General features: G+C 69.4%; 21 protein-coding genes. 7 read left to right on the top strand and 14 right to left on the bottom strand.

The genetic code is table 11. The annotated features are described in order from the left end of the window. Window position 1: 1 nt before the first annotated feature. From MQC88_RS11845 to MQC88_RS11820, 5 genes are all read left to right on the top strand, one after another. Window positions 2-724: an ABC transporter ATP-binding protein gene (locus MQC88_RS11845; RefSeq protein WP_243322306.1), complete on the top strand. Its 723-nt coding sequence runs from the start codon at window positions 2-4 to the stop codon at window positions 722-724. Window positions 725-734: 10 nt separating this feature from the next. Next, window positions 735-2,051, top strand: a complete 1,317-nt coding sequence (locus MQC88_RS11840; protein WP_243322305.1) for an ABC transporter permease — start codon at window positions 735-737, stop codon at window positions 2,049-2,051. Between the two features lie 16 nt (window positions 2,052-2,067). Then, entirely contained in the window at window positions 2,068-3,294 is a 1,227-nt protein-coding gene (locus MQC88_RS11835; protein ID WP_243322303.1) for an ABC transporter permease, read from the top strand. Window positions 3,295-3,453: 159 nt separating this feature from the next. Continuing rightward, window positions 3,454-4,800 carry a sigma-54-dependent transcriptional regulator gene (locus MQC88_RS11830; protein ID WP_425491628.1) on the top strand — a complete coding sequence of 449 codons (1,347 nt, stop codon included), beginning with the start codon at window positions 3,454-3,456 and terminating at the stop codon, window positions 4,798-4,800. A gap of 49 nt (window positions 4,801-4,849) precedes the next feature. Beyond that, window positions 4,850-6,175, top strand: coding sequence for a sensor histidine kinase (locus MQC88_RS11820; RefSeq protein WP_243322300.1), 1,326 nt, complete (start codon window positions 4,850-4,852; stop codon window positions 6,173-6,175). Between the two features lie 34 nt (window positions 6,176-6,209). Here MQC88_RS11820 and MQC88_RS11815 read toward each other — a convergent pair whose 3' ends face one another. The 3 genes from MQC88_RS11815 to glmU all read right to left on the bottom strand — a co-directional run bounded on the left by MQC88_RS11815 (window position 6,210) and on the right by glmU (window position 9,089). Continuing rightward, window positions 6,210-7,163: a PLP-dependent cysteine synthase family protein gene (locus tag MQC88_RS11815; RefSeq protein ID WP_243322299.1), complete on the bottom strand. Its 954-nt coding sequence runs from the start codon at window positions 7,161-7,163 to the stop codon at window positions 6,210-6,212. Window positions 7,164-7,180: 17 nt separating this feature from the next. Then, window positions 7,181-7,531 (bottom strand): carboxymuconolactone decarboxylase family protein, encoded by a 351-nt coding sequence (locus MQC88_RS11810; RefSeq protein WP_243322297.1) that lies wholly within the window; start codon window positions 7,529-7,531, stop codon window positions 7,181-7,183. A 193-nt stretch (window positions 7,532-7,724) separates the two neighbouring features. Further along, a complete protein-coding gene (gene glmU, locus MQC88_RS11805) occupies window positions 7,725-9,089 on the bottom strand; it encodes a bifunctional UDP-N-acetylglucosamine diphosphorylase/glucosamine-1-phosphate N-acetyltransferase GlmU (RefSeq protein ID WP_243322295.1) in 1,365 nt (454 codons plus the stop codon). Between the two features lie 125 nt (window positions 9,090-9,214). Between glmU and MQC88_RS11800 the strand changes: the two genes are divergently transcribed. After that, on the top strand, window positions 9,215-9,598 hold the full coding sequence (locus MQC88_RS11800; protein ID WP_243322293.1) for a GtrA family protein: 384 nt from the start codon (window positions 9,215-9,217) through the stop codon (window positions 9,596-9,598). Between the two features lie 158 nt (window positions 9,599-9,756). On the opposite strand, the gene MQC88_RS11795 is transcribed toward MQC88_RS11800, so the two are convergent. The 11 genes from MQC88_RS11795 to MQC88_RS11745 all read right to left on the bottom strand — a co-directional run bounded on the left by MQC88_RS11795 (window position 9,757) and on the right by MQC88_RS11745 (window position 20,777). Next, window positions 9,757-10,182: a F0F1 ATP synthase subunit epsilon gene (locus MQC88_RS11795; RefSeq protein ID WP_243322290.1), complete on the bottom strand. Its 426-nt coding sequence runs from the start codon at window positions 10,180-10,182 to the stop codon at window positions 9,757-9,759. A 128-nt stretch (window positions 10,183-10,310) separates the two neighbouring features. Beyond that, complete coding sequence (atpD, locus tag MQC88_RS11790) at window positions 10,311-11,717, bottom strand: F0F1 ATP synthase subunit beta (protein WP_243322288.1); 1,407 nt, start codon at window positions 11,715-11,717, stop codon at window positions 10,311-10,313. Between the two features lie 84 nt (window positions 11,718-11,801). Then, entirely contained in the window at window positions 11,802-12,665 is an 864-nt protein-coding gene (gene atpG, locus MQC88_RS11785; RefSeq protein WP_243322286.1) for a F0F1 ATP synthase subunit gamma, read from the bottom strand. Window positions 12,666-12,766: 101 nt separating this feature from the next. Then, window positions 12,767-14,332: a F0F1 ATP synthase subunit alpha gene (atpA, locus tag MQC88_RS11780; protein WP_243322285.1), complete on the bottom strand. Its 1,566-nt coding sequence runs from the start codon at window positions 14,330-14,332 to the stop codon at window positions 12,767-12,769. Between the two features lie 46 nt (window positions 14,333-14,378). Continuing rightward, window positions 14,379-14,921, bottom strand: coding sequence for a F0F1 ATP synthase subunit delta (locus MQC88_RS11775; RefSeq protein WP_243322283.1), 543 nt, complete (start codon window positions 14,919-14,921; stop codon window positions 14,379-14,381). Window positions 14,922-14,924: 3 nt separating this feature from the next. Continuing rightward, a complete protein-coding gene (locus MQC88_RS11770; RefSeq protein WP_243322281.1) occupies window positions 14,925-15,410 on the bottom strand; it encodes a F0F1 ATP synthase subunit B in 486 nt (161 codons plus the stop codon). A 73-nt stretch (window positions 15,411-15,483) separates the two neighbouring features. Beyond that, window positions 15,484-15,759: a F0F1 ATP synthase subunit C gene (atpE, locus tag MQC88_RS11765; protein WP_243322279.1), complete on the bottom strand. Its 276-nt coding sequence runs from the start codon at window positions 15,757-15,759 to the stop codon at window positions 15,484-15,486. A gap of 77 nt (window positions 15,760-15,836) precedes the next feature. After that, window positions 15,837-16,727, bottom strand: a complete 891-nt coding sequence (atpB, locus tag MQC88_RS11760) for a F0F1 ATP synthase subunit A (RefSeq protein WP_243322277.1) — start codon at window positions 16,725-16,727, stop codon at window positions 15,837-15,839. Further along, window positions 16,724-17,110, bottom strand: a complete 387-nt coding sequence (locus MQC88_RS11755) for an ATP synthase subunit I (protein WP_243322276.1) — start codon at window positions 17,108-17,110, stop codon at window positions 16,724-16,726. Before MQC88_RS11755 ends, atpB begins: the two co-directional genes overlap by 4 nt. Before the next feature lie 385 nt (window positions 17,111-17,495). Next, a complete protein-coding gene (gene lpdA / locus MQC88_RS11750) occupies window positions 17,496-19,355 on the bottom strand; it encodes a dihydrolipoyl dehydrogenase (protein ID WP_243322275.1) in 1,860 nt (619 codons plus the stop codon). A gap of 12 nt (window positions 19,356-19,367) precedes the next feature. Further along, window positions 19,368-20,777: a dihydrolipoyllysine-residue acetyltransferase gene (locus MQC88_RS11745; protein ID WP_243322274.1), complete on the bottom strand. Its 1,410-nt coding sequence runs from the start codon at window positions 20,775-20,777 to the stop codon at window positions 19,368-19,370. A 299-nt stretch (window positions 20,778-21,076) separates the two neighbouring features. Between MQC88_RS11745 and MQC88_RS11740 the strand changes: the two genes are divergently transcribed. Next, complete coding sequence (locus MQC88_RS11740; protein WP_243322273.1) at window positions 21,077-21,502, top strand: hypothetical protein; 426 nt, start codon at window positions 21,077-21,079, stop codon at window positions 21,500-21,502. The last annotated feature ends 12 nt before the right edge of the window (window positions 21,503-21,514 follow it).

The following is a 21,514-nucleotide window of genomic DNA, read 5'->3' as shown; positions in this document are numbered from 1 at the left end:
CATGCTCGAGATGCAACAGGTCAGCAAGGTCTATCGCACCGAACTCGTCGAAACCCACGCCCTGCGCGCACTCGACCTGCACGTGCGCGAAGGCGAGTTCGTGGCCGTCACCGGGCCCTCGGGTTCGGGCAAGACCACCTTCCTCAACATCGCGGGCTTGCTGGAAACCTATACCGGCGGCACCTACCTGCTCGACGGCCAGGACGTCAGTGGCCTCTCCGACGATGCCCGCAGCAAGCTGCGCAACCACAAGATCGGCTTCATCTTCCAGAGCTTCAACCTGATCCCGGACCTCAACCTGTTCGACAACTGCGACGTGCCGCTGCGCTACCGCGGCATGGCCGCGGCCGAGCGCAAGCGCAGGATCGAGGAAGCGCTGGGCCAGGTCGGCCTGGCCTCGCGCATGAAGCACTATCCCGCCGAGCTGTCCGGCGGCCAGCAGCAGCGCGCCGCGATCGCGCGCGCGCTCGCCGGCAGCCCGCGCCTGCTGCTGGCCGACGAGCCCACCGGCAACCTGGACTCGCAGATGGCGCGCGGCGTGCTCGAGCTGCTGGAGGACATCAACGCCCGCGGCACCACCATCGTCATGGTCACCCACGACCCGGAGCTGGCGGCGCGTGCGCAGCGCAACGTGCACATCGTCGACGGCATGGCCACCGACCTGAGCGTGGAGCCGAGCCTGCACCGGCTGGCAACCGCGTCGCTGGCCGAAGCGCAAGGTTGAGGAGGCCGCCATGTTCGCTTACTACTTCGACCTGGCGCTGCGCAGCTTCCGCCGCAACAAGGTCCTGACCGCACTGATGGTGCTGGCGATCGCGCTGGGCATCGGCGCCAGCATGACCACGCTGACGATCTTCCACGTGCTCTCCGGCGATCCGCTCCCGCAGAAGAGCGACCAGCTGTTCTTCGTGCAGCTCGACGCCGCGAACATGGATGGCTACAACCCCGGCGAGGAACCGGAGGAACAGGTGACCCGGTTCGACGCCGAGGAACTGCTGCGGCAGAAGCGCGGCGACCGCCAGGCGATGATGACCGGCGGCAGCGTCGCCATCGAGCCGCAGAAGCAGGGCCTGGATCCGTTCTACGCCGACGCCCGCTACACCAGCGCCGACTTCTTCCCGATGTTCGACATCCCGTTCCTGCACGGTGGCGGCTGGAGCGCCGAGCAGGATGCGCGCCACGCGCGCGTCGCCGTGATCTCCAAGGCGCTCAACGACAAGCTGTTCGGCGGCGGCAACAGCGTCGGCAAGCCGGTGCGTTTCGGCGGCACCGAGTTCCAGGTGGTCGGCGTGCTCGACGAGTGGCGCCCGGTGCCGCGCTTCTTCGACCTCAACTCGGACCGTTACGGCGAGGCCGAGCAGGCATACGTGCCGTTCTCCACCTCGCGCGACCTGAAGATGGACCGCAACGGCAGCATGAACTGCTGGCAGTCCGGCGCCGACAGCACCGATCCGGAAGGCGAAACCGGCGTCAACGCACCCTGCGTCTGGATCCAGTACTGGGTCGAACTGGGCAGCCCGGCCAAGGTCGCCGACTACCGCCAGTACCTGGTCAACTATTCCGACCAGCAGCGCGCGGCGGGACGCTTCCTGCGGCCGACCAACGTGCGCCTGCGCAGCCTGATGGAATGGCTGGACTTCAAGCGCGTGGTGCCCAACGACGTGCGCATGCAGGTGTGGCTGGCGTTCGGCTTCCTGCTGGTGTGCCTGCTCAACACCGTTGGCCTGCTGCTGGCCAAGTTCATGCGCCGCGCCAGCGAGATCGGCGTGCGCCGCGCGCTGGGCGCGTCGCGCCGGGCGATCTTCGCGCAGTGCCTGGTGGAGGCCGGCACCGTCGGCCTGGCCGGCGGCATCCTCGGCCTGGGCCTGGCCGAGCTCGGGCTGTGGGCGGTGCGGCAGCAGCCCACCGGCTTCTCCGAGCTCATCCACCTGGACCTGGCGATGCTGGCCACCACCTTCGTGATCGCGATCGTCGCCAGCGTGCTCGCGGGCCTGCTGCCGGCCTGGCACGCCTGCCAGGTCACGCCCGCCATCCAGCTCAAGTCGCAGTAATCACCGGAGAACCGACATGGAACTGCGCCCCATCCTTTCCACCCTGCGCCGGCACAAGACCGCCGCCGCGCTGATCGTGCTCGAGATCGCACTGAGCTGCGCGATCATCTGCAATGCGATGTTCCTGATCGGCGGCCGCCTGGAGCGGATGGACCGCCCCAGCGGCGCCGCCGAGGACGAGATCGTCCGCATCCAGATCGCCGGCATCGGCCAGAGCGACAACGCCGCGGCGCTGACCAGTTCCGACCTGGCTGCGCTGCGCGCGATCCCCGGCGTGAAGTCGGCCAGCGTCACCAACGAGGTGAACTTCGGCAACAGCTCCTGGAACAGCGGCGTCACCCTGGCCCCGGAGCAGCGGCAGTCCTCGCTCAACGCGACCACCTACCTCGGCGACGAGACACTGCCCACGACCATGGGCTTGACCCTGGTCGCCGGGCGCTACTTCAACGCCGACGAGATGGTGGACTGGGATGCGTTCAACAACCCGGGCGCCAACCTCGCGGTGCCGGTGGCGATCATCACCAAAGACATGGCCGACAAGTTGTGGCCGGGGCAGGACGCGCTGGGCAAGACCTTCTACAGCTGGGGCGAGGGCGGCACCCGCGTGGTCGGCGTGGTCGACAAGCTGGCGCGCCCCAACGAGCAGGGTGGCCCGGAGGCCTACTACTACTCGATGCTGCTGCCGCTGCGGGTGCCGTTCAACGTCGGCGGCAACTACCTGCTGCGCACTTCGCCTGAGCGTCGCGCCGAAGTGCTGGAGGCGGCGGTGGAGGCGTTGGAGCGCAACGGTCCCAGCCGGATCATCCTCAAGCAGCAGACGCTCGAGGAAATGCGCCACGATTTCTACCGCCAGGACCGCGCGATGTCGTGGATGCTGGTGATCGTCAGCGTGCTGCTGCTGGTGGTGACCGCGCTGGGCATCGTCGGCCTGGCCAGCTTCTGGGTCGCGCAGCGCACCAAGCAGATCGGCGTGCGCCGGGCGCTCGGCGCCACCCGCGGCCAGGTGCTGCGCTACTTCCAGCTCGAGAACTTCGTGCTGGCCACGGCCGGCATCATCATCGGCATGCTGCTGGCGTACGCGCTCAACCAGATGATGATGTCGAAGGCGGAACTGCCGCGATTGCCGGCGGTGTACCTGCCGGTCGGCGCCCTGGTGCTGTGGCTGCTGGGCCAGCTGTCGGTGCTCGGCCCGGCGCGGCGCGCGGCGGCGGTGCCGCCGGCCGTGGCCACGCGCAGCGTGTGACGAGGCGACCCGCATGGACGACCTGCCGAACCTCCTGCTGGTGCTGCTGCTGGGGCCCTTGCTCGCGCCGGGGCGGATCGACGCCCTCCTGCGCGCGGGCTGAGCGCCAACCCGGAACGGGCGCTGCACGGCGCCCGCCCGGAACGGTATAAGGACGCCATGCCCACCATCCTGGTCATCGACGACAACCCCGCGGTCGCGACCGCGCTGGAAACGCTGTTCTCGCTGCACGACATCGATACCCGCGCCGCGAGCGACCCGGAGGCCGGGCTCGCGATGCTGGAGCGCGAGCCGATCGACCTGGTGGTGCAGGACATGAACTTCCGCGCCGACACCACCTCGGGCGAGGAAGGCGTGGCGCTGTTCGGCCAGATCCGCGCGCGCCACCCCGACCTGCCGGTGATCCTACTGACCGCCTGGACGCACCTGGAATCGGCGGTCGACCTGGTCCGCGCCGGCGCCGCCGACTACCTCGCCAAGCCCTGGGACGACCGCAAGCTGCTGGCCGCCGTCAACAACCTGCTGGAGCTGTCGGAAACGCGGCGCGAACTCGCCCGCCATCGCGAAGGCGCGCAGCGCCGCCGCAGCGCGCTGGAACGCGACCACGACCTGCGTGGCTACGTGTTCGCCGATGCCGCCAGCGAGCGCGTGCTGGCGCTGGCCTGCCAGGTGGCGCGTTCGGAACTGCCGGTGCTGGTCACCGGACCCAATGGCGCCGGCAAGGAGAAGATCGCCGAGATCGTGCACGCCAATTCGCTGGTCAAGGACGGGCCGTTCGTCGCGCTCAACTGCGGCGCGCTGCCCGGCGAACTGATCGAGGCCGAGCTGTTCGGCGCCGAAGCCGGCGCCTACACCGGCGCGCAGCGCGCGCGCGAGGGCAAGTTCGAGGCGGCCGATGGCGGCACGCTGTTCCTGGACGAGATCGGCACGCTGCCCGCCGCCGGCCAGGTCAAGCTGCTGCGCGTGCTCGAGAGCGGCCGCTTCCAGCGCCTGGGCAGCAACAAGGAGCGCCAGGTCAAGGTGCGCGTCGTCAGCGCCACCAACGCCGACCTGCCGGCGCTGATCCGCGCCGGGCAGTTCCGCGAGGACCTCTATTACCGGCTCAACGCGATCGAGCTGGCATTGCCGCCGCTGGCCGAACGCCCGGACGACATCCTGCCGCTGGCGCGCCATTTCCTGCCGCCCGGCAAGCAGTTCGGCGACGACGCAGTGCGCGCGCTGCTGGCGCATCGCTGGCCCGGCAACGTGCGCGAACTGCGCAATGCCGTGCAACGCGCCGCCCTGCTGGCGAAGACCGCGACCCTGGGTGCGGGCGACCTGGGCCTGCCGGCGTCGGCAGCGGCTGGCACGGCTCCGCTCGCCGGCGGCGACGAACCCGACCGCGCCACGATCGAAGCCGCGCTGGCACGCAACGGCGGCATCCTGGCCCAGGCGGCAGCGGAGCTCGGGCTGTCGCGGCAGGCGCTGTACCGTCGCCTCGACCGCCTCGGGATCGCGCGCCCGTGAACCTGCGCAATGCGACGCCCGCGCACATCCGGCCCGGCCACCGCCAATGATGCGCTGGCGCCAGCGCCTGCCGTTGAGCCTGGTGTTCGCCGCGCTGGCGCTGGTGTACGCCGCGCTCGCGGAGGCGCTGTCGCTGCTGCTGTCGCGCTGGCTCGAAGGCGCATGGGCCGCGCTACTGTCGGTCGCGTTGCTGGCGCCATTGCTCCTGTACCACGTGCGGCGCGCGTTCGCACCGATGAATTCGCTGTTCCGCGCGCTCGCCGGCAGTGTCGCCAGCTATCGCGACGGCGACTTCGGCTTCGGCCTGGCCTGGAGCGGACGCGGCGAACTCGGCGAACTGGTCGCCAGCCACAACGCGCTCGCCGAGACGCTGCGCGAACAACGGCTCGCGCTGGTGCAGCGCGAGCTGCTGCTCGACACCATGGTGCAGAACACGCCCGTGGCGATGCTGCTGGTGGATCCCTCGCGACGGGTGGTCCACGCCAACCTCGCCGCGCGCAAGCTGCTCGGCGACGGCCGCAAGCTCGAAGGCCAGTCCTTCGACGCGCTGCTGGCGAACACCCCGGAAGCGGTGCGCGAGGCCTTCGAGCGCGGCGGCGACGGCATGTTCACCCTCGGCGACGAGAACGACGTCGACAACGGCAACGAGGACATCTACCACCTCGCCCGGCGCCACTTCCGCCTCAATGGCCGCCGCCACGAGCTGGTGCTGCTGCGGCAGCTGACCGCGGAACTGCGCCGGCAGGAAGTGCAGACCTGGAAGAAGGTGATCCGGGTGATCAGCCACGAGCTCAACAACTCGCTGGCGCCGATCGCCTCGCTGGCGCATTCGGGCGCCGAGCTGCTGCGGCGCGGGCAGCTGGAGCGGCTGCCCACCGCGCTGGCCACGATCGAGGAGCGCGCGCGCCACCTGGAAGGCTTCATCCGCGACTACGCGCGCTTTGCGAAGCTGCCGGCACCGCGGCTGGAATCGGTGCCCTGGGATCGGTTCCTGGCGCAGCTGCGCACGCAGGTGGAATTCGTCGCCGAGGGCAGCTTCGCCGACCACATCGGCCGCTTCGACGTCGCCCAGCTGGAACAGGGCCTGTTGAACCTGCTCAAGAACGCGCACGAATCCGGATCGCCAGCGCATGAAGTCAGGCTGGCCCTGCGCCGGGCGTCCGGCGGCTGGCGCATCGACGTGCTGGACCGCGGCCAGGGCATGAACGAAGCGGTGCTGGCCAACGCGCTGCTGCCGTTCTATTCGACCAAGCGCAACGGCACCGGGCTGGGCCTGGCGCTGGCGCGCGAGATCGCCGAAGCCCACGGCGGCCGCATCGCACTGCTCAACCGCGACGGCGGCGGCTTGTGCGTGTCGCTGGTGCTGCCCGACTGACGACGGCCGCGGCGCGCGGTGCGCCCCACGCGCATCAACCGAAGTGGGCGGGACCGACCGCGGCCGGCTGCGGCTGAATGAAGTATTCGTGCAGGTATTTCTCGCCTTCGTCGCAGAACGCGGTGACCACGGTCGCCAGCTCCTTGAACCGCTCGCGCACGCGTTTGGCGGCCAGCAGGTGCGCGCCCGAACTCGGGCCGCACAGCAGGCCGTGGGCGCGCGCGAGGTGGCGCATCGATGCGATCGCATCGTCGCTGGACACGGTCAGCACCTCGTCCACCAGCCCGGCGTTGCGCTGGAAGATGCCGGGCACGAAGCCGTCGGAGATGCCCTCGATGTCGTGGGTGCCGATCTCGCCGCACAGGATCGTGCTCGACTCGCTCGGCTCCATCGCGAACAACCGTACCCGCGGATTGACCGCGCGGAACGCCTGCCCGACCCCGACCAGGGTGCCGCCGGTGCCGACCCCGAGCACCAGCGCGTCCGGCAGCCGGCCATCGGGCAGCTGGCGCAGGATTTCCTGCCCCAGGACCTGCCGGTTCTCCTCGATGTTCCACTCCGACTCGAACTGGCTGGGACAGAAATGGCCCGGTTGCCGGCCCAGCTCGCGCGCCCGGTCGAGCGCGGCGTTGACGTGGAAGTTGCCGCAGAACAGCACCTCCGCCCCGAATGCGCGCGAGATCGCCACGCGCTCGCTCGACAACCCTTCCGGCATCACCACCAGCATCCGGTAACCCTTGACCGCGGCAACCATCGCCAGCGCGTTGCCGGTGTTGCCGCTGGTGGCCTCGACGATCGTGTCGCCGGGCCTGAGCATGCCCGCCTGTTCGGCGCGTTCGATCATGTAGCGGGCGATGCGCGCCTTGATCGAGCCGGAAGGATTGAGGAACTCGAGCTTGGCGAACACGCCTTCGACTTCCAGCAACGGGGTGTCGCCGATGGCATCGAGGATCGAGGATGAAACGCCCTGGTAACGCACGGGTTGCATGGCTGTGCTCCGTAGGTTCAGGTCGCGGGCGTGGGGTGCGCGTGCTGCATGGCGTCCAGCGCCAGCGCCGAATGCGCGTAGGCGCCGCCGGCGCGCATTTCCGCCGCGACCCAGATGGCTTCCATGACCTGCTGCGCGGTCGCACCGTGCCTGATCGCCGCCCGCGTATGGCCCTTGATGCAGTACGGGCACTGGGTCACATGCGCCACCGCCACCGCGATCAGTTGCTTGGTGACGGTCGGCAGCGCGCCTTCGGCGAACACGGCGGCGCTGAAGGCCGCGAAGGCCTGCTGCGGACCGGGCGCAAGTTCGGCGCGCCGGCGCGCGATCTCCGGCGTGGCCTGCGGATAGACGGGATGGTGTTCCACTGCACTGCTCCTCTGCGGGCGCGGGCGATCGCTGCCGGGCCCGCGGCGCGCGGCGCCTGCGTCGTGGTTCGTGTCGATCCCGCGGTAACGGCTCCCCGCACTATCCGCCTGGCGCGTCGCGGCCGTCCTGACGTGGATCAAGCGCGTGGCGCGCCGCCAGCGTGTCCGACGCAGCGACGCGACGGCGCCGTGCCTACTTCCTTTGCGGGCGTCGCCAGCCGGCCAGTGTTTCCTGGCGCCCGCGCGCGATCGTCAGCTTGCCTTCCGGCGCGTCCTTGGTGATCACCGAGCCGGCGCCGATGGTGGCGTCGCTGCCGATCGTGACCGGCGCCACCAGCGACGAGTTGGAGCCGATGAAGGCGCCGTCGCCGATCGTGGTGCGCGACTTGTTGACGCCGTCGTAGTTGCAGGTGATGGTGCCGGCGCCGATATTGACCTTGCCGCCGACCTGCGCATCGCCGAGATAGGCGAGGTGGTTGGCCTTGCTGCCGGTGCCGAGCACCGCGTTCTTGGTCTCGACGAAGTTGCCGACGTGGACGCCGTCGGCGAGCACCGTCCCGGGCCGCAGGCGCGCGAACGGCCCGATCGTCGCCGCGCCTTCGGTGCGCGCACCCTCCAGGTCGCAATGCGCGCGCAGCAGCGTGCCCGCGGCCAGCGCCACGTCGCGCAGGCGGCAGAACGGGCCGATGCGGACGTTGTCGCCGAGCGCGACCTGGCCTTCCAGGACCACGTCGACATCGATCTCGACGTCGCGCCCGACGCTGACCGTGCCGCGGATGTCGACGCGCGCCGGATCGGCGAAGCGCACGCCCTGCGTGCAGAGCACGCGCACGGCGCGCAACTGGAATGCGCGTTCCAGCTGCGCCAGCTGCCAGGGATCGTTGGCGCCCTCGGTTTCCATGGCGTCGTCGACGATCACGATCTCGGCCGGGCTGAACTCCGCGGCCGCCTGCGCGAACACGTCGGTGAGGTAGTACTCGCCCTGGGCGTTGTCGTTGCGCAGCGCCGCCAGCCAGCGGCGCAGGGCCGCGGCATCGGCGACGATCACGCCGGTGTTGGTGATGCGGATCGCGAGTTCGTCGTCGCTGGCATCCTTCTGCTCGACGATGCGGGCGACGTGGCCCTCGGCGTCACGGACGATGCGGCCGTAGCCGGCCGGATCGGCCGGTTCGGCGGCAAGCACCGCCAGCGCGCCGGGTGCGGCCAGCAGCCGCTGCAAGGTCGCGGGAGTGATCAGCGGCACGTCGCCGTACAGCACCAGCACGCGGGCGTCGTCCGGCACCGACGGCAACGCCTGCTGCACGGCATGGCCGGTGCCCTGCTGTCGTGCCTGCAGCGCCCACTGCAGGTCCGCCTGCCCGGCGAAGGCCGCGCGCACCTGTTCGCCGCCGTGGCCGTGGACGACATGGATGGCGGCCGGTCGCAGCATTCGCGCCACCCCGATCACGTGCGCCAGCATCGGCCGCGCCGCGATCGGCTGCAGCACCTTGGGCAACGACGACTTCATCCGCTTGCCTTCGCCGGCGGCGAGGATCACGACATGCAGGGGAGCGGGCATCGGCATTCCAGCGGCAACGATAGCGGGATTCTAACGGCGGCCGCTGCTACGATGCGGGCACCCGCCCAGACCGGCCCCGCGATGCCCGACGCCGCCCACCCGACCCCGCGCGAGCGGTACGCGCCATGAGCCTGGGCCGGCATGCGCGGCACTACCTGCTGATCGGCGGCGTGCAGTGGCTGGTGGACTGGGGCGTGCTGGTGCTGCTCAGCCACTGGGGCATGGCGGTGGAACCGGCCAACGTCGCCGGCCGCATCGCCGGCGCGCTGCTGGGCTACTGGCTCAACGGCAAGCTCACCTTCGCCGGCGACGACACCGCCATCGGCCGCACCCAGCTACAACGCTTCGTGCTGATGTGGCTGGGCACGACCGCGATCAGCACCTGGTCGATGGGCACGATCGACGCCTTCGCCGGGCTCAAGTGGGCATGGCTGGCGAAGCCGGGCGTGGAGTTCGTGCTCGGGGTGATCGGCTTCGTGCTGTCGCGGCACTGGGTGTACCGGAAGTAAGCCAGCCCGGGGGGCGACGGCTGGGTGCGGCGAAGCCATGGTGAAGGGTGCCGCGTTTCTCCGGACGTGCATCCGCTGCAGGCGCACGCATATGCCCGCAACAAAGAAAACGCCAGCACGAGGCCGGCGTTTCCAGTCGGGCGAGTCGCGCGCGAACCTCAGTGTTTGAGGTTCTTGCGCAGCCGCTCCAGCGCCTGCAGTTGCGCGGTCACCTCGGCCAGGCGCTGTTGCGCCTCGGCCACTTCCATCGCCTCGCCGCGGTGGGCGAGGATGCGTTCGGCTTCGGCCTTGGCCGCCAGCACCGACGCTTCGTCGATGTCCTGGGCACGGATCGCGGTGTCCGCCAGCACCGTCACCACCTGCGGTTGCACCTCGAGGATGCCGCCGGAGATCGCGAAGTCCAGTTTCTCGCCGCCCGGCAGCGTGACCACGACCTTGCCCGGCTTGAGCCGGGTGATCAGCGGCGCGTGCTTGGGCGCGATGCCGAGTTCGCCGAGTTCGCCGGTGGCCACGACCATCTCGGCCTCGCCGTGGAAGATCTCGGCCTCGGCGCTGACGATGTCGCAACGGATGGTGGATGCCATAGGTAAACGCCTTTCAACCGTGTACCCCTCTCCCGCTTGCGGGAGAGGGCAGGGGTGAGGGTGGGGATCCGGCGAAAAGCCGGACCCTCACCCTGACCCTCTCCCGCAAGCGGGAGAGGGAACAAGACTCAGCCGGTGATCTTCTTGGCCTTCTCGATCGCCTCTTCGATGCTGCCGACCATGTAGAAGGCCTGCTCCGGCAGGTGGTCGCATTCGCCGTCGACGATCATCTTGAAGCCGCGGATGGTGTCCTTCAGCGGCACGTACTTGCCCGGCGAGCCGGTGAACACTTCGGCGACGTGGAACGGCTGGCTGAAGAAGCGCTCGATCTTGCGCGCGCGCGAGACCGCCTGCTTGTCCTCTTCCGAGAGTTCGTCCATGCCCAGGATCGCGATGATGTCCTTGAGCTCCTTGTACTTCTGCAGCGTCGACTGCACGCGGCGCGCGGTGTCGTAGTGCTCGTTGCCGATCACGTTCGGATCCAGCTGGCGCGAGGTCGAGTCGAGCGGGTCGACCGCCGGGTAGATGCCCAGCGAGGCGATGTTGCGCGACAGCACTACGGTGGCGTCGAGGTGGGCGAAGGTGGTCGCCGGCGACGGGTCGGTGAGGTCGTCCGCGGGTACGTACACGGCCTGGATCGAGGTGATCGAACCGGTCTTGGTCGAGGTGATGCGCTCCTGCAGCACGCCCATTTCCTCGGCCAGCGTCGGCTGGTAGCCCACCGCCGACGGCATGCGGCCGAGCAGCGCCGACACTTCGGTGCCGGCCAGGGTGTAACGGTAGATGTTGTCGACGAACAGCAGCACGTCCTTGCCCTTGCCGGACGCGTCCTTCTCGTCGCGGAAGTACTCGGCCATGGTCAGCCCGGTCAGCGCGACGCGCAGGCGGTTGCCCGGCGGCTCGTTCATCTGGCCGTACACCATCGCGACCTTGTCGAGGACGTTGGAGTCCTTCATCTCGTGGTAGAAGTCGTTGCCCTCGCGGGTACGCTCGCCCACGCCGGCGAACACGGACAGGCCGCTGTGCGCCTTGGCGATGTTGTTGATGAGCTCCATCATGTTGACGGTCTTGCCGACGCCGGCGCCGCCGAACAGGCCGACCTTGCCGCCCTTGGCGAACGGGCACATCAGGTCGATCACCTTGATGCCCGTTTCCAGCAGCTCGTTGGCCGCGGCCTGGTCCTCGTAGGACGGCGCGGCGCGGTGGATCTCCCAGTGGTCGGAGGCCTGCACCGGGCCGGCTTCGTCGATCGGCCGGCCGAGCACGTCCATGATCCGGCCCAGCGTGCCTTCGCCCACCGGCACCGAGATCGCGCGGCCGGTGTTGTCGGCCACCAGGTTGCGCTTGAGGCCGTCGGTGGAACCCAGCGCGATCGTGCGCACGATGCCGTCGCCCAGCTGCTGCTGGACCTCCAGCGTGATCGCGGTGTCCTGCACCTTCAGCGCGTCGTACACGCGCGGCACGCTCTCGCGCGGGAACTCGACGTCGACGACGGCGCCGATGATCTGGACGATCTTGCCCTGGTTGTTGGTCATCGCACTATCCTCAAGAACCGATGTTTTTCATTTGGAAGCCCGTACACGGATGTGCGGGCTCTTGCGGAGGGATCCGCATAACGTTCAGACCGCCGCGGCGCCGCCGACGATCTCGGAGATTTCCTGGGTGATCGCCGCCTGCCGGGCCTTGTTGTAGACCAGGTTCAGGGTGTCGATCAGCTTGTTGGCGTTGTCGCTGGCCGCCTTCATCGCCACCATGCGCGCGGCATGCTCGGAGGCGATGTTCTCCAGCACCGACTGGTACACCAGCGACTCGATGTAGCGGGTCAGCACGTGCTCGAGCACGGTCTGCGCATCGGGTTCGTAGATGTAGTCCCAGTCGTGGCGCGCGACCGCGGTTTCCGACGGCGCCAGCGGCAGCAACTGGTCGAAGGTCGCGCGCTGGGTCATGGTGTTGACGAAGTCGTTGTAGCTCAGGAACACCTTGTCGATCGAGCCGGCGCTGTAGGCGTCGAGCATCACCTTGATCACGCCCACCAGCTGCTCGACCCGCGGCTGGTCCCCCAGGTGGGTCACCGAAGCCAGCATCTCGACCTTGATCCGGCGGAAGAACACCGACGCCTTCTGGCCGATGGTGACGACATCGACCTCCACGCCCTGCTCCTGCCACTTGCGGATCTCGCCCAGCAGCTTGCGGAACAGGTTGTTGTTGAGGCCGCCGGCCAGGCCGCGGTCGGAGGAGACGATGATGTAGCCGACGCGGCGGATCTGCTCGCGCTCGACCAGGTACGGATGCTGGTATTCGGAGTTCGCCTGGGCGAGGTGGCCGATCACCTGCTTCATCGCGCGCGCGTACGGGCGCGAGGACTTCATCCGGTCCTGCGCCTTGCGGATCTTGGAGGCGGAGACCATCTCGAGCGCGCGCGTCACCTTGCGGGTGTTCTGCACGCTCTTGATCTTGGTTTTGATTTCGCGTCCGCCTGCCATCTCTCTTCTCTTCGTTCGTCATCCCCGCATCGGCGGGAATCCAGCGACTTCGCTGTCCAACGTCCATGGACTCCCGCTTGCGCGGGAGCGACGGGGCCGCCTTACCAGCTGCCGGTGGCCTTGAACTCTTCGATGCCCTTCTTGAACGCGGCCTCGATGTCGTCGTTCCAGTCGCCGCTCGCGGCGACCTTGCCCATCAGCTCGCCGGCGGTGTTGGCCATGTGCGCGTGCAGGCCCTGTTCGAACGCGCCGATCTTGGCGATCGCCACGTCGTCCATGTAGCCCTTGTCGACCGCGTAGATCGACAGCGCCTGTTCGGCCACCGACATCGGCGCGTACTGCTTCTGCTTCATCAGCTCGGTGACGCGCTGTCCGCGCTCGAGCTGCTTGCGGGTGGCGTCGTCCAGGTCGGAGGCGAACTGGGCGAAGGCCGCCAGTTCGCGGTACTGCGCCAGGGCGATGCGGATGCCGCCCGACAGCTTCTTCATGATCTTGGTCTGCGCCGCGCCACCCACGCGCGACACCGAGATGCCGGCGTTCACCGCCGGGCGGATGCCGGCGTTGAACAGGTCGGTCTCGAGGAAGATCTGGCCGTCGGTGATCGAGATCACGTTGGTCGGCACGAACGCCGACACGTCGCCGGCCTGGGTCTCGATGATCGGCAGCGCGGTCAGCGAACCGGTCTTGCCCTTGACGGCGCCGTTGGTGAACTGCTCGACGTACGCCTCGGACACGCGCGCGGCGCGCTCCAGCAGGCGGCTGTGCAGGTAGAACACGTCGCCCGGGTAGGCTTCACGGCCCGGCGGGCGGCGCAGCAGCAGCGAGATCTGGCGGTAGGCGACGGCCTGCTTGGACAGGTCGTCGTAGATGATCAGCGCGTCTTCGCCGCGGTCGCGGTAGTACTCGCCCATGGTGCAGCCCGAATACGCGGCGATGTACTGCATCGCGGCCGACTCGGAAGCCGACGCGGCGACCACCGTGGTGTAGGCCATCGCGCCGAACTCTTCCAGCTTGCGCACGATGTTGGCGATCGTGCTGTTCTTCTGGCCGATCGCCACGTAGACGCACCTGATGCCGGAATTCTTCTGGTTGATGATGGCGTCGATGGCGAGCGCGGTCTTGCCGGTCTGGCGGTCGCCGATGATCAGCTCGCGCTGGCCGCGGCCGATCGGGATCATGCTGTCGACGGACTTGTAGCCGGTCTGCACCGGCTGGCTCACCGACTTGCGCCAGATCACGCCCGGGGCGATGGTTTCCACCGGCGAGCTGGTCTTGGCGTCGATCGGGCCCTTGCCGTCGATCGGCTCGCCCAGCGCGTTGACCACGCGCCCGAGCAGTTCCGGGCCGGTCGGCACTTCCAGGATGCGGCCGGTGGTCTTGGCGACGTCGCCCTCGCGCAGGTGCTCGTAATCGCCCAGCACCACCGCGCCGACCGAATCGCGCTCCAGGTTCAGCGCCAGCGCGAAGGTCGCCGCGCCGCTCTCGGACACGGGCAGTTCGATCATTTCGCCCTGCATCACGTCGGCAAGCCCGAAGATGCGCACGATGCCGTCGGACACGCTGGTCACGGTGCCTTCGTTGCGCGACTCGGCGGCCAGGCCGACCTTCTCGATGCGGGTCTTGATCAGTTCGCTGATTTCGGACGGGTTGAGCGTGGTGGTAGCCATCGGTGTTTCCCTTGTGCCGGCGTTGCCACCGGCGTTGCGTAAGTTGTTAGTTGGCCAGCGCCGCTTGCAGGCGCTCGAGCTTGCCCTTGAGCGATCCGTCGATGACGACGTCGCCGGCGTCGATCACGGCGCCGCCGATCAGCGACGCATCGACCGCGGTCTCGACCTCGACCTCGCGGCCGAAGCGCCGCTTCAGCGCGGCCTTGATGCCGTCGAGCGCGGACGCCGGCAGCACCGTCGCCGAGGTCACCGTCGCCTTGACCACGCGCTCGGCCTCGCTGCGCAGTTCCTCGTACAGGCCGGCGATCTCCGGCAGCAGCGCGAGCCGGCGGTTGTCGGCCAGCAGCGCGAGGAAGCGCGCGAACGGCGCGCCCGCCGCGTCGCCCTGGCCCGCGGCCGGCGACAGCAGCGCGACCGCATCGGCGTCCGCCAGCTTGGGGTCGCCGAGCAGGTGCGCGACCCGCGGGTCGGCCGCAACCTGCGCGGCGAAACCCAGCGCCTGCGACCACGGCGCGAACGCGCCCTCGTCGCGGGCGATGCCGAAGGCGGCGCGCGCGTAGGGACGGGCGAGGGTCAGTGCCTGCGACATCGGTCAGCCCGCCTCGGCCGAAAGCTGCGCGGCCAGCTCGTCGAGCAGCGCCTTGTGCGCGCTGGCGTCGATCTCGCGCCGGAGCAGCTTCTCGGCGCCGGTCACCGCGAGCACGGACACCTGCCTGCGCAGGTCCTCGCGGGCGCGGTTGGCGGCGGCGTCGATCTCCGACTGCGCCAGCGCCTTCTGCCGGTTGGCCTCGGCGACGGCGTCGTTCTTGGCCGTGTCGATGATCTGGTTGGCGCGCTGGTGGGCCTGGTCGATGATCTCGTTGGCCTTGACCCGCGCGTCCTTCAGCGCCTCGTTGACCTTGTCCTGCGCCTGCGCAAGGTCCTTCTGGCTGCGATCGGCGGCGGCCAGGCCTTCGGCGATCTTCTGCTGGCGTTCCTCGATCGCACCGATGATGTGCGGCCAGCCGAATTTCATCACCAGCCACGCCACCGCGAAGAACGCGAGGCCCTGAATGACGAGAGTGAGGTTGGGTAGCATTTGCGCTTGCTCCTGGTGCCGGCGGCGTGGCCGCCGGCGATGCCTGAACCTGTTGCGGACGGCTGCGGCGGGATCAGCCGGCCAGCGAGCCCAGCAGCGGGTTGGCGAACAGCAGCAGCAGCGCGATCGCGACGCCGATCATCGGCACGGCGTCGAGCAGGCCGGCGACGATGAACATCTTGGTCTGCAGCATCGGGGTCAGCTCCGGCTGGCGCGCGGCGCCCTCGAGGAACTTGCCGCCGAGGATGGCGAAACCGATCGCGGTGCCGAGGGCGCCGAGGCCGATCAGCAGGCCGGCCGCGATGACGGTGAACTTCAACACTTCAGCGATGAGGGCTGCGTTTTCCATGGTGTACTCCGGTGAAATCGAATGGCTGGTGCTACGGGTGGATGGGAAGAACGAAAGCGGATTCCGGTGGCGGCGCGTCAGTGGCTCTCGGCCGACATGCTCAGGTAGACGATGGTGAGCATCATGAAGATGAAGGCCTGCAGGGTGATGATCAGCACGTGGAACGCGGTCCACATGAAGCCGGCCACCAGCTGCATCGGCGCCATCGCCCAGGTCAGGCCGCTGGACAGCGATGCGCCCAAGGTCATCAGCGCGATCAGGATGAAGATCAGCTCGCCGGCGTACATGTTGCCGAACAGTCGCAGCGACAGGCTGAGCGGGCGCACGCCTTCCTCGATCATGCGCAGCAGGAAGTTGGCAGGCGCCAGCGCGATCTTGCCGACGGTGCCCTCGGCATGGAACGGCGCGGTGAAGATTTCCTTGGTGAAGCCGGCGACGCCCTTGTGGCCGATGCCGAACACCTGGATCAGCAGGAACACCGCCAGCGACAGGCCGAAGGTGGTGTTGAGGTCGGCGGTGGGCACCACGCGCAGGTAGGCGTGGGCCGGATCGTGGCCGGCCGCGACATGCCCGCTGGCCCATGCCCAGGGCAGGAAGTCCACCGGCAGCATGTCCATGAAGTTCATCAGGAACACGAGGCAGAAGATCGTGATCGACAGCGGCGCGATCAGCTTGCTGCGGCCGTGGAAGGTCTCGCGCACCAGGCCGTCGACGAAGCCGACGATGATCTCGACCAGCGCCTGGAACTTGCCCGGAACGCCGGCGGTGGCCTTGCGCGCGGAACGGATGAAGAAGAACAGGAACAGCAGCGACAGCACCAGGGTGAAGAACAGGGTGTCGACGTTCAAGGTCATGAACGCGCCATCGCCCACGCTTACCTGCAGGTGGTGCAGGTGGTGGTTGATGTATTCGGTCGAACCGCCCGTTGCCGGTTCGGACGCCGCAGTGATGGATTCAGTCGGGTTCAACGCTGCCGCCTCTGTGTATTCATTTGCACCGCCAGCAGGTAGGCGAGCATTCCCGCCGCCAGTCCCGCCAGGAGCGGAAGCGGTGGCAGCCGCAAGGGCCCCAGCGCTACCACGACCACTACCAATGCCACGACCCACTTGCCCAGCGTGCCGAGCAGCAACCGCGCGAACGCGGCCCCTGCCGGCTGGATCCCGCCACCCAGCGCCACCGCGGCCGCCAGGCCGTTACCGACCAGCATCGCGATGCCCCCCACCGCCGCCGCCAGCCCCTGCCTCGGACCAGCCGCAGCCAGCGCCAGCAGCGCGACCAGCAGCGTCACGACGGCCTGGATGGCTACCGCGCGCATTGCTGCGCGGCGACCCGTGGCGATGGGATCGTGCACGCGCGTCTCGTTGGGCTGAGGAGGTTGGCACCGGTGGCCGCGTCAAAACGGCTCCGCTAAGCCGCAAAATTATAGCAGGCAGGGAAATTGGGCGGCAACCGCCGCCAGGCTGCCGGTGCCGGCGTGCATGCGCCCGGCGATCGGCCCCTGGAGCCCTGCCCGGCACCGAGGCCAATGCCGCGGAACCTTTGCCGGATCGGCCTGTCCATCCTTGCCGAGGCCTGCTACTCCTTCCTCGTCGAACTCGCAGCAGGTCCCCAGGAGCCCCGGTCGCAAGGCCGGGGCTTCGCCTTTCCGGCTCCCGCCTGGTCGCGCCCGGGCGCGCGGCCTGCCGGGCGCCCCGGGGCTGGTCGCTGTCCGTCGCGCGGATTGCCCGCGGCGGCCGCTACGGCTTGCGCGGAATGTAGAGGTCGGTGATCGTGCCCTCGAACGCCTCGGCCGCCATTCCCACCGATTCCGACAGGGTCGGATGCGGATGGATGGTGTGGCCGATGTCGGCGGCCTCGCAGCCCATCTCGATCGCCAACGCAATCTCGGCGATCAACTCGCCCGCGTGCACGCCGACGATGCCGCCGCCGATGATCCGGTGGCTCTGCGCGTCGAACAGCAGCTTGGTGGAGCCCTCGGTGCGGCCCAGCCCGATCGCGCGGCCCGATGCGGCCCACGGGAACCTGCCCACTTCGATCGCCAGGCCCTTGGCCCTGGCTTCGGCCTCGGTGACGCCGACCCAGGCGATCTCGGGATCGGTGTAGGCCACCGACGGGATCACGCGCGCGACCCACTCGCGCTTCAGGCCGGCGGCGACTTCCGCGGCCAGGTGGGCTTCGTGCGTGGCCTTGTGCGCGAGCATCGGCTGGCCGACGAGGTCGCCGATGGCGTAGATGTGCGGCACGTTGGTGCGCATCTGCGCGTCGACCCCGATGAAGCCGCGCTCGTCCACGGCGACGCCGGCCTGTTGCGCGTCGAGCTTGCCGCCGTTCGGCGCGCGGCCGACGGCGACCAGCACGCGGTCGTAGGTGTTCGCGGCGGGGATGCTGGCGCCCTCGAACGCGCATTCGATGCCCGGCTTCGTCGCCTTCGCGGCGACAACCTTCGTCTTCAGATGCACGGCGACGCCCTGCTTCTTCAGGCGATCGGCGAGCGGCTTGACCAGGTCCGCGTCGGCGCCCGGCATCAGCTGGTCCATGAACTCGACCACCGTCACCTGGCTGCCGAGCGCGCGGTACACCGTCGCCATCTCGAGGCCGATGATGCCGCCGCCCACGACCAGCAGCGACTTCGGCACGTCGGCGAGCTCGAGCGCGCCGGTCGAATCGATGACGCGCGCGTCGTCCCACGGGAACATCGGCAGGCGCACGGCCTGGGAACCGGCGGCGATGATGCACTGGGTGAAGCGCAGCAACTGGGTCTTGCCGCCTTCGACGGCGACCTCCAGCTCGTTGGCGGACACGAATTTCGCCGTGCCCCGCACCACGCGCACCTTGCGCTGCCTGGCCATGCCGGACAGGCCCTTCGTGAGTTGCCCCACGACCTTGTCCTTGTACGCGCGCAGCTTGTCGAGCGCGATCTTCGGCTTGCCGAACTCGACGCCGTAGTCGCCCGCATGCGCGGCCTGCTCGATCACGTCGGCCGCGTGCAGCAGCGCCTTCGACGGGATGCAGCCGACGTTGAGGCAGACGCCGCCCAGCGCGGGGTAGCGTTCGACCAGCACCGTGTCGAGGCCGAGGTCCGCGGCGCGGAACGCGGCGCTGTAACCGCCGGGGCCGGCGCCGATCACGACCATGGCGCATTCGATGTCGGCCTTGCGGCCGCTTGCGGCCGCAGCCTGCGGCGCGGGGATCGCGGCTGCACTGGTGGCCGGTTGCGCGGCGGGCACCGCGCTGGACACAGGCTTCGCGGGCGTGGCCGGAGCGGTGTCTGCCGCATTCGCCTTCCCCGGCGCGGGCTGCGCGGCTGCCGGCTTCCCGGCCGGTGCCTGCGCCGATGCCCCTGCGGCCTCGAGCACCGCGATCACGCTGCCCTCCGACACCGCGTCGCCGGGCTTGACCTTCAGTTCGCGGACCACGCCGGCGTCCGGCGACGGCACTTCCATGGTCGCCTTGTCCGATTCCAGCGTGACCAGGCCCTGGTCCCTGGCCACCGTGTCGCCGACGGCGACCAGCACTTCGATCACCGGCACGTCGTCGTAGCCGCCGATGTCCGGGACCTTGACTTCAATCGCGGATTTTCCAGTTGCGCTTGCCATCGCCGCGCCGCCTTACAGCATCGCCCGGCGCAGGTCGCCGAGCAGCTGCGCGAGGTGGGCGGTGAAGCGCGCCGCGGCGGCGCCGTCGATCACGCGGTGGTCGTAGCTCAGCGACAACGGCAGCATGAGGCGCGGCATGAATTCCTTGCCGTTCCACACCGGCTTCGGCGCCGACTTCGACACGCCCAGGATCGCGACTTCGGGTGCATTGACGATCGGGGTGAAAGCGGTGCCGCCGATCCCGCCCAGCGAACTGATGGTGAAGCAGCCGCCCTGCATCTCCGCCGGCCCCAGCTTGCCTTCGCGCGCCTTGGCCGCGAGTTCGGCCGTCTCGGCGGCGATCTCCATCACGCCCTTGCGCTCGCAAGCACGCACTACCGGCACGACCAGGCCGGTCGGGGTGTCTGCGGCGAAGCCGATGTTGAAATACTTCTTCAGCACCAGGCGCTCGCCATCGGGTTCGAGCGAGCTGTTGAAATCCGGGTACTTCTGCAGCGCGGCGACGCAGGCCTTGATGATGAAGGCGAGCATCGTCAGCTTGGCGCCGTTGCCCTTGGCGATCGCCCTGGCGTTCTCGTCGTTGAGGGCGACGCGCAGCGCCTCGAGCTCGGTGATGTCGGCATCGTCGTGCTGGGTGACGTGCGGGATCATCGCCCAGTTGCGCGACAGGTTCGCGCCGGAAATCTTCTGGATGCGGGTCAGCTGGCGGGTCTCGATCTCGCCGAATTTGGTGAAATCGACCTTCGGCCACGGCAGCAGGTCCAGCCCGCCACCGCCCGCGACCGCGCCGGCCCCGGCGCCGCCCTGCAGCGCGGATTTGACGAACTTCTGCACGTCCTCCTTCGAGATCCGGCCGCCGCGCCCGCTGCCCTGCACGCGCGCCAGCTCCACGCCGAGCTCGCGCGCGAACAGCCGCACCGCGGGGCTGGCGTAGGGCACCTTGTCCGGCAGCACGGCCTCGGCATCGAAGCGCACCGGGGGCGCCGAGGGGCCGGCCGCGGCGATCGACGCCTGGGCCAGCCTGTCTGCCTGCGCAGGGACCTGGACCGGCGGCACCTGGGTGCCGGTTTCGGCGGCGGGAGTCTCCCGCGCGGGCGCCACGGGTTCGGCCCGCGGCGGCTCGGCGGCGCCGCCCTTGGCCGGCGACGCGGCCGCGGCCGGCTGCTCGCCGGCGGCGGCCTCGGCCGGCTCGATCAGGGCCACCACGCCGCCTTCGGAGAGGCTGTCGCCGACCTTGACCTTGAGTTCGCGGACCACGCCGGCGAAGGGCGCCGGCACCTCCATCGTCGCCTTGTCCGATTCCAGCGTGACCAGGCCCTGGTCGGCCGCGACCGTATCGCCAACCGCGACCAGCACCTCGATCACCGGGACGTCGTCGTAGCCGCCGATGTCGGGGACGCGGGCTTCCTTCAACTCGGCCATGGCGGACGGGACCTCGATGCGATGGGCCGACTATTGTGGCCGGGTCGGGCGGACGACGCCAACGCGCGCGCCGCCGTGGTCCGCGGCGGGATTGCTGCCCAAGTTGCCGCACGACGCGGTTCCGGCGCCCGTCCGCGGCAGCGAATGCGATCACAGATCGGGATATCGGCCGGTCACAGATCCGGAATGCGCCTTCCGCGGGACGCTCCGGCCATCACAGTTCGACGACTTCGCGCTGGCACATCCTCCCCGGAAACCGATGATGGAATCGTTTCCAGCAGCCATGGGAGGGCTCTGGCATGAAGACCTCGATGAAGGTGTCTTCCATCCTCGGCAGCGGCCTGCTGGGCCTGCTGCTGGCGACCCCGGCCGGAGTAGCCACGGCCGAGACGGCGCAGGCCAGCTTCGGCGCACACGCCCGGGTGCTGGTGGCCAACCAGCCCGGACTCAGCGCCACCCTGCCCCTGCCCGTGCCCGGCCACCTGCTGCAGGACGATGCCCGTGGCCGGCATTACGTGTTCGAAGGCGCGCTCGACAACGCGCGTGCGTTCTACCGCCAGCGGATGGACGTGCTGGGCTACGAACTGGTGGCCGAGACTGGGGCCGGCGCCACTGCCGTGGACATGCATTTCCGCCGCGGCAACGACGAGCTGACGCTCGTCACCCTGCGCGCAGCGATCGGCTCGGCGCCGACCCGGGTCGACCTGCGCGCGATGCGGCGTTGAGCCCGCGCCGGT

The sequence above is a fragment of the Cognatiluteimonas sedimenti genome, from assembly GCF_022808325.1.
Taxonomy (GTDB): Bacteria; Pseudomonadota; Gammaproteobacteria; order Xanthomonadales; family Xanthomonadaceae; genus Cognatiluteimonas; species Cognatiluteimonas sedimenti.
The sequence above is the reverse complement of the archived record's forward strand: the minus strand, read 5'-3'. Positions and strand labels throughout refer to the sequence as shown.